Genomic DNA, 13,149 nt, shown 5'->3' with positions numbered 1-13,149 from the left:
CACGCCGCAATGCCTGCCACCCGTCCGCCACGGAGGCGTACGTCCCGAAAGATGCGACCCATGCGACCGCTCCGCCCGATGTGCTCCGCCTCCCCGGCGACCGGGGTGCTCCGCGGGCTGCGCGCGGGGGCGCTCGCGGTGTTGTGCGTACTGCTGCCGCTGGCCGGACATGCTCTCGCCCAGGGACACACACCCCGGTGGATCATCGTCGCCGGAGTCGCCGCGGTAGCGGTTCCCGGCGCCGTGGCACTGACGCGCCGTCGGCTGACCGACACACAGGTGGTCGGTGTTCTCGCCGCCTCACAAGCGGCCTACCACGTCGCCTATTCGCTGCCCGGTGCCTGTCGGACGGTGATGGGGGGAGGCGGCGGGACCGCTGATGGCCTGCCCGCCCTGATCGAGCACGGTGCGGCCGTCGGGCCGCCGCCCGCGGTGCTGCTGGCGGGGCATCTGGTGACGTTGTTCCTCGGCGCCCGGTTGCTGGGGATCACGGAACGGCTGCTGTGGCAGAGCAGGCCGTTGCTGCTGGCCGTGGGACACCTGCTGTTGTTCATCTGGCCGTCGTCGCGTGCCGCTCACCGCCATGGCCCGGAACAGGAAGTCCGGGAAAGGCCCTCGCCCCTGAAACCGGCCGTGCTCGCGCGCCTCCACTCGGGCAGAGCGCCGCCGCGTCATGGGCTTGCTCCCTTCGCCCTTTCCCGGCCGGCGCCGGTCGGCGGTCCCTGCCTGCCCTGACGGGCACGACGGTCGGACCGCACGCGGGAACGCCGGCGATGGGCCTGTCCCGTACGCCCGCACCCGCCGTACGCGACGCTCCGCAGTCACCCGCAGAGGAAGTGTGCTCGGCTTCGCCGTGCCGCCCCCGCTCGGGGACTTCCATGTCGTCGGGCTGCTCTTCCGGCGCCGGGTGGTGGGGGGACCCTCGACCGGCCGTGGATCGACCACCCGCGCGCTCTCCGCACCCCGACAACCCGAGGAATCATGAAGAAGCACCTGTACATCGCCGCCGTGCTGGTCGCCTCGTTCGCCGCCGCACTCGGCTCCTTCCTGCTGTTCCGTCCCGACAGCCCCAGCGGCGCGGTGAACGCCGCGCCCGTCGCCGAGGCCCAGCCCGTACGCGGGACGAGCCACCGTCTCACCCGGCCCGAAAGCTCCGAGCTGACCGTCGTGGAGTTCCTGGACTTCGAGTGCGAGGCGTGCGGGGCCGCGTATCCCGTTGTGGAGAAGCTGCGCGAGGAGTACAAGGACCGGGTCACCTTCGTCGCCCGCTACTTCCCCATGCCCGGCCACCGCAACGGTGAACTCGCCGCCCGTACGGCCGAAGCCGCCGCCCAGCAGGGCAAGTTCGAGCAGATGTACAGCAAGCTCTTCACCACCCAGGCCCAGTGGGGCGAAGCCGAGGAGTCGAAGGAAACCGTCTTCCGCGGCTTCGCCGAACAACTCGGCCTGGACATGGCGGAGTTCAATGCCGCGCTCAACGATCCCGCGACCGCCGAGCGCGTGCGGGCCGACCAGCGCGACGGGCTCGGGCTCGGTGTGCAGGGCACACCGACCTTCTTCATCGACGGAGAAGAAGTCACCCCGGCCTCGCCCCAGGAACTCACGGCACTCATCGAGAACCGGCTGTCCCGCCCATGACGCAGGGAGACTTCGCCGCGTCCCCTTCCCCGAACAAGGAGCTTCCCCCGTGCCCACGCAACACATCACCCGCACAACACGGCGTTCCGGACTCGTCGTTGCCCTCGCACTGACGGCCACTCTCGCGACGGCCGGTACGGCATACGCTCACGCGGAGGTTACCGCCGACAAGCCGCAGGCCCTGGCGGAAGACGTCACACTCAGCTTCATCTCCGAGGCGGAATCCTCATCCGCGGGCTTCACGCAGCTACGTGTGGTCCTGCCCCAAGGCATCGCGCCGGACGACGTCTCGCTCACCGACGGCCCCAAGGGCTGGAAACTGAAGACCGTTCAGGACGGCTACACCGTCGAAGGCCCGGCTCTCCCCGCCGGCACCGACGCCGAACACAAGATCAAGGTCCGGCAGCTTCCGGAAAGCAGCGAGATCGCGTTCAAGACGGTGGAGACGTACAGCGACGGAGAGGTCTCCCGCTGGATCGAGGTACCCAGCGGCGGCGAGGAACCGCAACAGCCCGCCCCGGTTCTCAAGCTCAAGGCCGCGGCACCGGGGGCCGCTCCGGCGAGCCCGAGCCCGGCAACCAGCGCGCCCCCGTCCGCCACTGAAGCGGCCCCGTCCAGCACCGAGACGCCTGATCCGAAGAACAGTGCTCAGGAGAACAGCGCTCGGGAGAACACGGCTCAGGAGAACAGCGCTCAGGAGAGCGACGACTCCTCTCCGGTGCCGCTGATCGGCGTCGGTGTCGCGGTGCTGCTCGGGCTCGGCGCAGGCGGGTGGTGGTGGCTCGCCCGACGGCAGAAGACGGCCGGCGGTAGCTGACCGCGTGGGGGTGGCCTGTGGGACGGCAGCAGTGCCGCCCCACAGGTGGCCATGCGGAGGGTGCGCGAGCGGGACCGTCGCCGAGGCGAAGCCGTCCGGATGAACTCGCCTTGATTCGGCCGAAGTCATCTTTGTGGCGGGTGAGTGGGATGACTGGATCACTCGTATGTAACGGCACACGGATACCCAGCCGGCCTCGTTCCTTCGCGGCCGGGGACAGGAGCCCCACACGTGTCCCGTAAGAAGACCCTGAGCCGTAAGAAGACGATTTCCCTGCTGGTCGGCGCCGCAGCGCTGGTGGGCGGTACGGCGGTGGCGATGACCGGTACGAGTCAGGCGTCGGTGGTCTGCGACGGGCTGGCCACCGCCCTGGGCAACAACGAGAGCTTCATCGCCGCGCAGCGCGCCGCCCCGGACGCGCAGTCCGAGGCGCGGATCGCGAACCGCGCCGCCGTCATCGAGGAGATCAAGCGGAAGCAGGCGGCGTCCAACTGCGAGGTCGGCGAGGGCGGTAGCGGTGTCGGTGCCGCCGATGAGGCAGGTTCGGGGGCACCGGCGGGAGGCGGAGCGGAAGCAGGAGGCGGGGCGGACGCGGGCAGTGGAGCGGAAGCGGGCGGCGGAGCGGAAGCGGGCAGTGCCGCGGGTGCCGGGGACGCCGGCGGAAGCGCCGAAGGCGCTGTCGTGTGCGCCGGATCCACCGTCACCCTTTCCGGCGAGACAGGTGCCCCGGCAGCCTCCAGCAATCAGTTCCCCGTCGGTACCACGCTCCGCGTGACCAACCTCGACAACGACAAGTCCACGACGGTGAAGGTCACTTCGACGTCGGGTAGCTGCGCCCTGCTGAACAACGAGGCGTTCGAGCAGGTCCGCGAACCGGGCAAGTTCTTGATCCGTAACGCCAGGATCGAACAGATCCAGAGCGCCAACTGACGGAAGGCTCCGGGTTCCGGCGAACTCGTCCGGATACGGTACGCGCGCCACGTCTTGGAGAGGGGCGCCCCTCTCCAACACGTGGCCGGCCGTGCCCGTGCCCGGGCACGTAAGGGCATGTCCCGCTCGGCTTTCGGCACGGGCCGGGGCAACGCGTGGCCTGCGGTGGATCAGTGCAGGTTGCTGAGCGACTCGTGGCTGAACGGCGTCAGCTCGGTCTCCCTGCCCTCCAGGATCTTGTCCGCCCATTCCGGGTCCGCGAGCAGCGCGCGGCCGACGGCGACGAGGTCGAACTCGTCGCGCTGCAGGCGCTCCAGGAGACGTTCCACGCTTTCCACCCCGGCCCGCGCCCCGGGGGTGAAGGCGCTGGGGTCGAAGATGGCGTCCAGCCCTACCGAGCCGACGGTGATGACAGGCTTGCCGGTGAGCTTCCTGGTCCAGCCCGCCACGTTCAGGTCCAGGCCGGACGCGGGGAACTCGGGTTCCCAGTAGCGGCGGCCCGAGGCGTGGAAGGCGTCGACCCCGGCCTGCGCCAGCGGCTCAAGGAGCGCCTGGAGCTCGTCCGGGTCGGTGGCGAGCTTGGCGTCGTAGTTGTTGGCCTTCCACTGCGAGAAGCGCAGTACCAGCGGGAAGTCCGGTGAGACCCGTTCGCGTACCGCGGCGACGATGTCGGCGGCGAACTTCGTGCGCGAGACCGCGTCGCCACCGTAGGCGTCGGTGCGCCGGTTGGTCCGCCCCCAGAGGAACTGGTCGATCAGGTAGCCGTGCGCGCCGTGCAGCTCGATGCCGTCGAACCCGATGCGCTCGGCCTCCCGCGCGGCGTCGGCGAACGCCTCGATGATCTTGTCGATGTCGGCGAGGGACAGTGTCTCACCCGCGTCGGCGGTGCCGTCGAGCGCGACGCCGGACGGGCCGACCGACGGTGCCTGGGGAAACGGCGGCTTCCCGGCCCCGCGCTGGATGCCGACGTGCCAGAGCTGGGGCATGATCCTGCCGCCCTCGGCGTGTACGGCGTCGACGACCCGGCGCCACCCGGCGAGCTGTTCCTCTCCGTGGAAGCGCGGCACGCTCTCGACGTCGCCCGCGCTCGGGTGGTCGACATAGGTGCCCTCGGTGATGATGAGGCCGGTCCCCGCCGCGGCCCTGCGCGCGTAGTAGGCGGCGACGTTCTCCCCGGGTATGCCGCCGGGGGAGTGGGCGCGGGTCATCGGAGCCATCACGATCCGGTTCCGCAGTTCCGCCGAGCCGAGTGTGAAAGGCCGGGCCAGGGACTGAGCCGCGCGAGTGGGCATGATGCCGTCCTCCTGAGTGACGTTTCGATCGAGCAATCTGTTCCTGTGAAAGGTACAGTTTCCCTGGATGTAAATGCAACAGTGATTGTTGCTATTATGGTGGGGACGGTGCGGCTCGATGCACTGTGGCTCGACCGACGGAGGGTGGTGCGCAGAGTGCTGGATGTCAGGTTCTCCAGCGCCCTGAAGGTGCTGCTGTTTCTCGCGGTCGCGGCCGAGACCGACTCCCCGGTGCTGAGTTCCGCGCAGCTCGCCGAGCATCTGGACGCCAACCCCAGCCTGATCCGCAAGCTTCTGGTGCCGCTCGTCAGGGAGGGCCTGGTGACGTCGGTGAAGGGCCGCGCGGGCGGTACGAGGCTGGCCCGGCCCGCCGAGGACGTCACCCTCGCCGAGGTCTACCGCTGCGTCGTCGGCGACAAGCCGTTGTGGGCGTGCCGCCCCGAGAGCCAGCACATGTGCCTGGTGACCGCCCACATGAACGACTACTTCACCCGGCTCACCGAACAGGCCGAGCAGGCGGTGCTCGGGGCATTCGCCGACCAGAGCCTCGCCGACGGCCTGCGGGAGGTGCGCCGCCTGGAGCGCAACACCGTCCAGGAGAGCTGACCCCCGCGCGCTCCGCGCCTTCTCCGGCCTGACCGGCCCCAGGTGGCGGCGCCACGACGGGACGAGGCCCTACTCGTCGGTCGGCCGTCAGAAGGACGCGGCGCCCCGCTCCGGGGAGCCGATGACCACGGCACCGCGGAAACGGTCCGACGAGATCAGCGACATCGCGTCGAGCGACGCATCGGGTACGGGCAGCAGGTGGGCGTCGACCCACGTGTCCCCCGTGGCCGCGTTGGCCCAGGGGTCCTCGATCACGACCGCGCCGGGTACGGCGCCGTGACAGAGCACCCAGTGCGGCACGTCGAACCCCTGCATCCCGGCGAGCGAGACCAGGAGCAGCACGCGTTCCCGTCGGCCGATCGCGCTCCGGATCGCGGTCATGGGCAGGTGGCGTGCGTCGATCGGGACACCGGTCTCTCCGGCGCTCCTTCGCGACACGCGTTGGAGCACGGCACGCCACTCCCGCTCACTCTCCGTCAAGTGGTCGAGCAGGACGGGCCGGTCCACGTCGAGAAAGATCGTGACCGGGGACGAGGGCCACGCCCGACGCACGGCGACGCCCAGTCCGACGGGCTCGCACGCGGGGAAGTTCGTCGCGTCGCGCCACAGGGTCAACTCCGCCGTGCGGTCGAGCGACTCCCGCGGCAGTGTCCCCGCGTGTGCCTGCGCGACCAAAGCGGTGACGGCGCCGCACGTGAAGTGTGTCGTCTGTCCGTAGTACGGGGGCTCGGTCACCGCACCGTCGCACAGCCAGCGTACGTAGCCGGAAGCAGGCCCTCCCGCGTCCTCCGCCCGCGCGAGCGGAACACCCAGCGGGGCGAAGCCGGCGCCGGCGGCCATCTCGGCGCTCGCAGTCCACCCTTCCCACTTGACCTGCGCGAGCCCTCGGTGGAGCGCGGAGGAGACCACGGCGCCGACGGCCGCCGGCACGTCACCGACGGCATCGACGATCTTCAGATAGGCCGTGTCCGGGCGCGCTGTCACGAGCGCGGCGGCGGCCCAGTCCTCGCCGTCGTGCCCGGGAACGGCCACCAGGTGCGGGGCGTGGGCGGAACGGTCGACCGCGCGCCAGCGCTCCAGCACGTCGTGGGGTCCGAGCCGCCTCAGCGGGGCGGGCAACGTATCGGGCTCGAACGGGACGACGGTGCTCTTCACGGGCGATTCCTGATGAGGCGGCATTCCGGCACTCCTGGCGGTTCGGAGAGGGCGGGGCGAGGGCGGGGGCGGGGACTTCGGCGTCATGCGCGTGACTGGCGAAGCACCCAGACGAAGTACGGCGCTCCGACCAGGGCGATCATGAGGCCCGGCGGCATCTGGGCAGGTGCGACGAGCGTGCGGCCGAGGGTGTCGGCCACGCAGACCAGCAGCCCGCCGAGCAGCATCGCGACCGGGATCGCGCGGCCGTGCCGGGCACCCACCAGTGACCGGGCGAGGTGCGGGGCGACGAGTCCCACGAAACCGACCACGCCGATGGCGATCACACTGAGCGCCGCGAGCACCGCGGCGATCGCCAGGGCGGCGAAGCGTGTGCGTTCCAGCCTGACACCGACCACCCGCGGGGTGTCCTCGTCGACGGCGAGCAGGTCGAGTTGACCGCGCATGGCGAGGAGCAGGGGGAGCGCGAGCGCCAGTGCCACCGCGACCGGTAGGACGTCGTGCAGTGTGCGCCCGTAGGTCGTGCCGGAGAGCCAGGTGAAGAGCCGGGGTGTGTTCCACGGGTCGGCACGCAGCAGGAGGAAGGTGGTGACGGAGCTGAGGCCGTACCCGCAGCCGATACCGACCAGCACGAACCGGTCGGGCAGGAAGCCGCCGCGCCAGGTCAGCAGGGCGATCACCGCGAACGTGGCGAGCCCCATCGCGACCGCCGCTGCGATGAGCAGCGGCCGTCCGCCGGGCAGGTCCGACGTCACGACACTCGCCGCGCCCAGCCCGGCGCCCGCCGTGATGCCGAGCACACCCGGCTCCGCCAGCGGGTTGCGCACCGCGCTCTGCACGGCGCATCCGGCCAGTCCGAGCGCCGCGCCGGCGAGGACCGCGGCGGCCACGCGCGGGACCCGGTCGTCGAGTGCCTGGCCGATCAGGTCCGGGGCGGCCCCCCGGGCCCAGAGCGCGATGTCCCCCGTCCGCAGCCAGAGGCTCCCCGCCAGGACCGCCACGAGGACCGCCCCGGCCAGGAGTGCCACCGCGCCGAGCACGACGAGGAGGAACGCGCGGCGCGACCGGGTGCGGACCCGCGCGTGCGGTGGTTGCCGGAGGTGGCCCGTATCGCGGAGGCGGAGCGCGAGGACCACGATCACGACGGCGCCGAGCAACGCGGTCGGCACGCCCGTGGGAATGGAGGCGGCCCCGTCGGCACCCTGCACCGCACGCAACGACGCGTCCGCGAGCAGGATGAGCAACGCGCCGAGCAGCCCGGACGCGGGCACCAGGAGGAGATGCCGGTGCAGCGCCCGGACCCGTCCCGCGATCAGGCGGGCCAGAACGGGGGCACCGAGGCCGACGAAGGAGATCGGGCCCGCGAGCGTCACCGCCGTACTGGTCAGGAGCACCGCGCAGAGCACGGCGGTCACGCGGATGGTCCGAATCGGCACGCCGAGGGTGGACGCGGCGTCGTCGCCGAGGCCCATCACGTCCAGCTTCCGGGACAGTGTCAGGGCGACGCACAGCACCACGGCCACGAGCGGGAACGCGCGTACCGACGCGTCGATGTTCAGTTGCGCGAGCGAACCGCTTCCCCAGGCGAAGAGACCGGTCGTGTTCTGGTCGAACAGGATGAGCAGCATCGCGGTCGCCGCGTCCAGGGCCATCGCCGTCGCCGATCCGGCGAGGATCAGGCGCGTACCCGTGGTGCCCGCGGCCCGGCCCGCGAGGACCAGCACGAGCGCCGCCGCGAGCAGGCCCCCGGCGAAGGCGACGGCGCCCGACGCCCACAGCGGGACGGCGAGACCGAGGGCCGCGACGAGCGAGAGCGTGAAGTAGGCCCCGGCCGTGACCGCCAGGGTGTCGGGGGAGGCGAGCGCGTTACGTGTGACGGACTGCAGCAGCGCGCCGGCCGAGCCGAGGGCGAAGCCCACCGCGACACCCGCGAACAGGCGGGGCAGGCGCGATCCGGTGAGGATCTCGCCGACCGGCGCCCCGCCGGTGCTCTCCGGGCCACCGACGAGATACCGCACCAGGTCCCCGACGCCCACGCCCGACGTCCCCTGCGTCAGGTGCCACATGCCCACCAGGGCGGTCACGACGAGCAGGAGTGCCAGGACGGCCACCCCGGTGGGACCGCCGCCGTGGTCGGCGTGCGGCAGCGCTCTCCGTCCGGGTGCCGATATTCGCGGTGTGTTCACTTCTTGGCGAGTACGTTGACGTACGCGTCGATCGCCTGCGCACACGACCGCGGACCGCCGGCGCCCCACACCCTCGCCGGGAACGCGTGCGCGCGGCCTTCCTTCACGGCCGGGATGGACTTCCAGATCGGGTTCTTCCCCAGTGCCTCGACGTACCCTCCCACCCCTTCGTCGTTGGCGTAGAAGAGGTTGGCCTTCCCCACCGCGGTCAGTCCCTCGACGTCGGTCTGGGCAAGGCCGTACGAGGGATCGACGCCCCCGTCCCCGTGGGCCTTGTTGACGTCGTCGGTCCACGCGGGGGTCATGCCGAGCTGCTCGCCTATCGCGGTGAACAGGGCGCCCTCACCGTACGGGCGGACGGTGAGGTTGCCTCCCTGAAGCCATCCGTCGAAGAACAGGAAGTCCTTCGTCGGCAGCCCGGCGGCGCTCACCCGCTTCTTGGCCGTCGCGAGGTGCTCGTCGAACTCCTGGAGCACCTGCTCGGCCCGCTCGGTGCGCCCCGTCGCCTCGCCGATCATGCTGAACACGTCCCGCATGTTCCCGATCGGGTCGGCCGGATTCGCCCCCAGCGTGGCCATCACCGGCACGCCTCGCCTCTCCAGCTTCGCGATGGTCTCGTCGTCGGCGTCGAACGCCTCCACGATGACGAGGTCGGGCTTCGCCGCGAAGAGGGTGTCGAGGTCGGGCTCCTCCCGGGTACCGACATCGGTCACCCCGCCGGGCAGCTTCTCCGCACTGACCCAGGTGCGGTATCCCTTCGCGTCGGAGACCGCGGCGGGGGTGACGCACAGTGTCAGCGCGTCCTCGACCTGCTGCCATTCCAGGACCGCGATCCGTTCGGCGGGCTTGTCGAGCTTCACCTGCCGGCCGACGCCGTCCTTGAAGGACACCGGCTTCTTCGAGGTCGTCGTGGTGTCCTCGGCGCAGCTCTTCGACGAGGGTGACGCGCTGCTGCTGGTCTCGGCCTTGTCGACAGCGGTCGTGCCACAAGCCGTTGCGGTGAGGACGACGAGCCCTGCGGCGGCTGACGCCGCCAGGTGACGGGCACGGTTCATGAAGGGTCTTCTTTCTTGTGATGCGTCGGAGCGGCGGATGCGCCGCTCCGGGCGGAGTGCCGCCCGAGTGGATCGATGCGGAGACGGCCCGTGCGAGGGTCGACGCCGACCTCGACACGGATGTCGTAGACCGCGCTGATGTTCTCCGCGGTGAGGACGTCGGCGGGTGCGCCCGCGGCATGCACACGGCCGGAGCGCATCAGGACCAGCGTGTCCGCGACGCGGGAAGCCTGGTCGAGGTCGTGCAGCACGATCCCCACCGCGACGCCGTGCTCCTCGACGAGATCGCGCACCAGGTCGAGCGTCTCGATCTGGTAGCGCAGGTCCAGATGGTTCGTCGGCTCGTCCAGCAGGACGACGCCGGTGTCCTGGGCCAGGCAGGCCGCGAGCCAGACGCGCTGCATCTCCCCGCCGGAGAGTTCCCCGACCGGCCGGCCGGCCATGTCCCGCACGCCGGTGACACCCATGGCGTGCTCGATGGCGCTCCGATCGTCGGCGGACAGGCCGGCGAAGCCACGCCGGTACGGGTGGCGCCCGAAGGCCACGACCTCCGTCACCGTCAGGCCTTGGGGCGCGGGCCTCGACTGGGAGAACAGCGTGACCTCGCGCGCGAACCGGCGCGCGCTGAGCAGGGCCGCCTCGCGCTCGGGGTGCCCGTCACGGGGACCGAGCGTCACCCGGCCGTCGTCCACCTTGTGCAGTCGGGAGAGTGCGCGCAGCAGCGTGGACTTCCCGCTGCCGTTCGGTCCCACCAGAGCGGTCGCGCGACCGGGCTCCAGGGCCAGCGAGACGCCGTGGACGACCGGCGTCCCGCCGTACCGCAGCACCAGGTCGTGCCCGCTGAGGGCGGCCACCGCGGCCACCGGCGTGGCCTGACCGGCCGCGCGCCGACCGGCGGGCGGGGAGGGGTTTGTGAACATGGGTGGTTCCGGACGCTTGGAGGGGCAACGACTACGGCACCCTCCGTCCGGACGTTGCCGACCGGGCCGTAGAGACCCTCCAGCGCCGGGAGAGATCCCCCCGTACGCGGCGAGCGGCAACTAAGGGTTGCCTTGCCTAACTGGAGGAAGGTTATATTCCACTCGCCGTGTCGGCAATCCGGTGTTCCGGACACCCGATACGGGGTTCCGGACACCGCCCGGTGTCCCGTCGCCCGCGCCGAAGAACGCGCCCGGCGTGGTTCCCGTGACCCGACGGAAGGCGGCGATGAAGGTACTGGGCTGCGCGTAGCCGAGCGTCTCGGAGACGGTCCGCACATCGAGCCCCTCGGAGAGCAGCGTCAGCGCCCGATGGACGCGCAGCACCTGTCGCCACTGCGCGAAGGACAGCCCTGTCGCATGACGGAACGCACGGGTGATCGTGCGGTCGCTGACCCCCAGCGCGCGCGCCCACTCCTCCAGCGAACGGCAGTCGGCGGGATCGTCCAGCAAGGCTTCGGCGATCGCGTCGATCCGGGCGTCGCCGGGCAGGTGCAACGCGAACTGGTGCTCCAGCGGCTGGAGCACGTCGAACACCACCGACTCCGCGCGCGCCCTGGCCCCGGCGTCAAGATCCGTGCGGGACAGATGGGTCAGCAGCGACTCCAGCACCGGCGTCATCGCGACCGCCATCGGCTCCTCGAACGTGAACGGCGTTCGGTCGGGGGCGAAGAAGGCGTCGTGGAATTCCGCACCCGCCGTCGACCGCCCCTCGTGCACCACTCCGGCCGGCATCCACAGTCCGTGCCCCTCGGACACCGTGAAGATGCGGTCCTCCACACGGGACGTAAGCGTTCCCCCGCGTACCCAGACCAGCTCGTGCAGAGGATGCGCGTGCGGCGCCCACTCCGTGGGAACGCGCGGAACCCGCGACCCGGCGATGATGACGAAGGGGCCTGTCGCCCGGTCCGGAAGCGCCGAGGCCCGGCGTACCACGGTCCCCTTCTCGCGCCGCCACATGCCGGGGCTCGCGCCGGCAGGGGACGATCGGACCATGCGGAGGAGTCTATCCGGGGTACGGGCCGCAGGCCGGATCCGGCCTGCGGCCCGGCGGCGGCGGCCATGACTGGTCTAGGGGAAGAGGGGCCCGTCGAGCTGTTCGGCCGCCGGGCGCAGCGCCCACAGGTCGCCGCCCGGTGGCGGTTGCAGGCGGGGGATCGCCGCGCGGGCGGCGCGGTCGCCCGCGTCCGCCGCCGCGTGGACGATGTCCGTCGCCGCGTAGCGGTAGAACTCCAGCTCTGGGTAAGGCCAGTTGGCCGCGCCGGTGGCGGTCGGCAGCAGCGTGCGGACGGCCTTGTGCAGGTTCTGGCCCTGTGGCCCCTCGTACGCCCAGAGGTTCACGCCGAGTTGCCGGCCGGTGGCGGCCAGGCGTGCGTACGCGACCAGGTTGAAGGTCGAGTAGTGCCAGCTCCGGGTGCGGGCGAGTTCCTGGGGCTGACTGCCGTCCGCGGCGATCTGTACGTCGATCCGCTTCGTACGGGCGTCGAGGACGGTCCGGCGCGCGAGGGCCCGGTCGCCGGTGGCCAGGGCGAGGGCGGCGACCTGCATGTCCATGAAGGTGCCGTGGTTGTTCCTGGCCGCGGACTCTTCCTGGCCGAAGGGGGAGTTGACCAGCCAGTCCAGGAACTCCTGGTTCCAGGCGCGCATCCCGGCCCGGTCGCTCCTGGTCCACCCCGGGGCTCCGGTGTCGAGGAGGGCGAGGGCGTCCAACAGGGCGGTGTACTGCTGGGAGAAGTCGATGACGCCGATGGAGCGGCCGTCGTACTTGCACGGGATGAACTGTCCGTGGTTCAGGTTCGGGTTCATCCGGGTGGCCGGGGCCACGAACCAGGTGCGCAGGATCTCGGCGGCGTGTTCCGCGTACCGCTGGCGGCCGGTGTAGTACCAGGCGAGGCTGAGCGTGGTGGCGGAGGTGACCACCCGGCTGAGGTCGGGCCGGTCGGTGCCGGTCTCCAGGTCCGGGTTGCGTTCGCCGTCGCGTTCGACGTACGGGCAGCCCCAGGGGTTCTCCGTGGTCTTCGGCTGTGAGGGCCACCAGTACGGGGCCTGGCTCAGATAGTCGTGCGGGTCGCCGCTGGGGGCGGGTCGCGGCTTGTCGGTGACGGTCCACGGGCCCCGTCCGAGCCAGGAATCCGCCTGCGCGGCGAGGGTGGCGACGGATTGACGGAGCACGGGGTCGCCCCGGTCGAGGGCGATACGGGTCTGCCGCATCCGCTTGCCGTCGATCACGACGGTCGCCGGGATCGCACGCGTGCCGTGGCCAGGGGCGGTGGAGGTGGCGGTGGCGGTCGGGGCGAGCGCCGCGGAGAGGGTGACGAGGGCGAGGGTCACCGAGAGGAACAGGGCTGCCGGACGCGACTGAGGAGTGCCGTTCATCGAACGCTCCCATCATGTATATGAACACGATTCACGAACGAGACCGTGTGAGCGTAGAGGCGCGGCGTATCCCTGACAACAGGTGTGCGCGGCACGGAAGTTGCCGTGTCCCCGTGG

12 protein-coding genes are annotated in these 13,149 nt (G+C 71.3%); 5 read left to right on the top strand and 7 right to left on the bottom strand.

Annotation, left to right across the window (positions count from 1 at the left end; translation table 11 throughout):
• Nucleotides 1–60: 60 nt before the first annotated feature.
• The 4 genes from ACIBJC_RS00800 (at nt 61) to ACIBJC_RS00785 (ending at nt 3,385) form a co-directional block, all read left to right on the top strand.
• Nucleotides 61–735: a hypothetical protein gene (locus tag ACIBJC_RS00800; protein ID WP_399285882.1), complete on the top strand. Its 675-nt coding sequence runs from the start codon at nt 61–63 to the stop codon at nt 733–735.
• Nucleotides 736–981: 246 nt separating this feature from the next.
• Complete coding sequence (locus tag ACIBJC_RS00795) at nt 982–1,638, top strand: DsbA family protein (RefSeq protein ID WP_399285880.1); 657 nt, start codon at nt 982–984, stop codon at nt 1,636–1,638.
• A 49-nt stretch (nt 1,639–1,687) separates the two neighbouring features.
• Nucleotides 1,688–2,455 (top strand): DUF1775 domain-containing protein, encoded by a 768-nt coding sequence (locus ACIBJC_RS00790; protein WP_399285878.1) that lies wholly within the window; start codon nt 1,688–1,690, stop codon nt 2,453–2,455.
• 231 nt (nt 2,456–2,686) lie between these two features.
• Entirely contained in the window at nt 2,687–3,385 is a 699-nt protein-coding gene (locus ACIBJC_RS00785) for a hypothetical protein (protein WP_399285876.1), read from the top strand.
• Between the two features lie 170 nt (nt 3,386–3,555).
• Here the strand turns inward: ACIBJC_RS00785 and ACIBJC_RS00780 are convergent, their stop codons facing one another.
• Nucleotides 3,556–4,677 (bottom strand): NADH:flavin oxidoreductase, encoded by a 1,122-nt coding sequence (locus ACIBJC_RS00780; RefSeq protein WP_399285874.1) that lies wholly within the window; start codon nt 4,675–4,677, stop codon nt 3,556–3,558.
• A 108-nt stretch (nt 4,678–4,785) separates the two neighbouring features.
• Between ACIBJC_RS00780 and ACIBJC_RS00775 the strand changes: the two genes are divergently transcribed.
• On the top strand, nt 4,786–5,283 hold the full coding sequence (locus ACIBJC_RS00775; protein WP_399285872.1) for an RrF2 family transcriptional regulator: 498 nt from the start codon (nt 4,786–4,788) through the stop codon (nt 5,281–5,283).
• An 87-nt stretch (nt 5,284–5,370) separates the two neighbouring features.
• Here ACIBJC_RS00775 and ACIBJC_RS00770 read toward each other — a convergent pair whose 3' ends face one another.
• The 6 genes from ACIBJC_RS00770 to ACIBJC_RS00745 all read right to left on the bottom strand — a co-directional run bounded on the left by ACIBJC_RS00770 (nt 5,371) and on the right by ACIBJC_RS00745 (nt 13,032).
• Nucleotides 5,371–6,462: a peptidase C39 family protein gene (locus ACIBJC_RS00770; protein WP_399285870.1), complete on the bottom strand. Its 1,092-nt coding sequence runs from the start codon at nt 6,460–6,462 to the stop codon at nt 5,371–5,373.
• Between the two features lie 59 nt (nt 6,463–6,521).
• The gene (locus ACIBJC_RS00765) at nt 6,522–8,624 is read right to left on the bottom strand and encodes an iron ABC transporter permease (RefSeq protein WP_399285868.1); all 2,103 of its coding nucleotides are present in this window, start codon (nt 8,622–8,624) and stop codon (nt 6,522–6,524) included.
• Nucleotides 8,621–9,679, bottom strand: coding sequence for an iron-siderophore ABC transporter substrate-binding protein (locus tag ACIBJC_RS00760; protein ID WP_399285866.1), 1,059 nt, complete (start codon nt 9,677–9,679; stop codon nt 8,621–8,623). The genes ACIBJC_RS00765 and ACIBJC_RS00760 overlap by 4 nt, the downstream gene beginning before the upstream one ends.
• A complete protein-coding gene (locus ACIBJC_RS00755; protein WP_399285864.1) occupies nt 9,676–10,599 on the bottom strand; it encodes an ABC transporter ATP-binding protein in 924 nt (307 codons plus the stop codon). Before ACIBJC_RS00755 ends, ACIBJC_RS00760 begins: the two co-directional genes overlap by 4 nt.
• 120 nt (nt 10,600–10,719) lie before the next feature.
• Nucleotides 10,720–11,616: a helix-turn-helix domain-containing protein gene (locus ACIBJC_RS00750; protein ID WP_399288022.1), complete on the bottom strand. Its 897-nt coding sequence runs from the start codon at nt 11,614–11,616 to the stop codon at nt 10,720–10,722.
• Nucleotides 11,617–11,727: 111 nt separating this feature from the next.
• Nucleotides 11,728–13,032 carry an alginate lyase family protein gene (locus ACIBJC_RS00745; protein WP_399285862.1) on the bottom strand — a complete coding sequence of 435 codons (1,305 nt, stop codon included), beginning with the start codon at nt 13,030–13,032 and terminating at the stop codon, nt 11,728–11,730.
• Nucleotides 13,033–13,149: the final 117 nt, after the last annotated feature.

This window comes from Streptomyces sp. NPDC050509, assembly GCF_044457965.1.
In the GTDB taxonomy this organism is placed as follows: domain Bacteria; phylum Actinomycetota; class Actinomycetes; order Streptomycetales; family Streptomycetaceae; genus Streptomyces.
The sequence above is the reverse complement of the archived record's forward strand: the minus strand, read 5'-3'. Positions and strand labels throughout refer to the sequence as shown.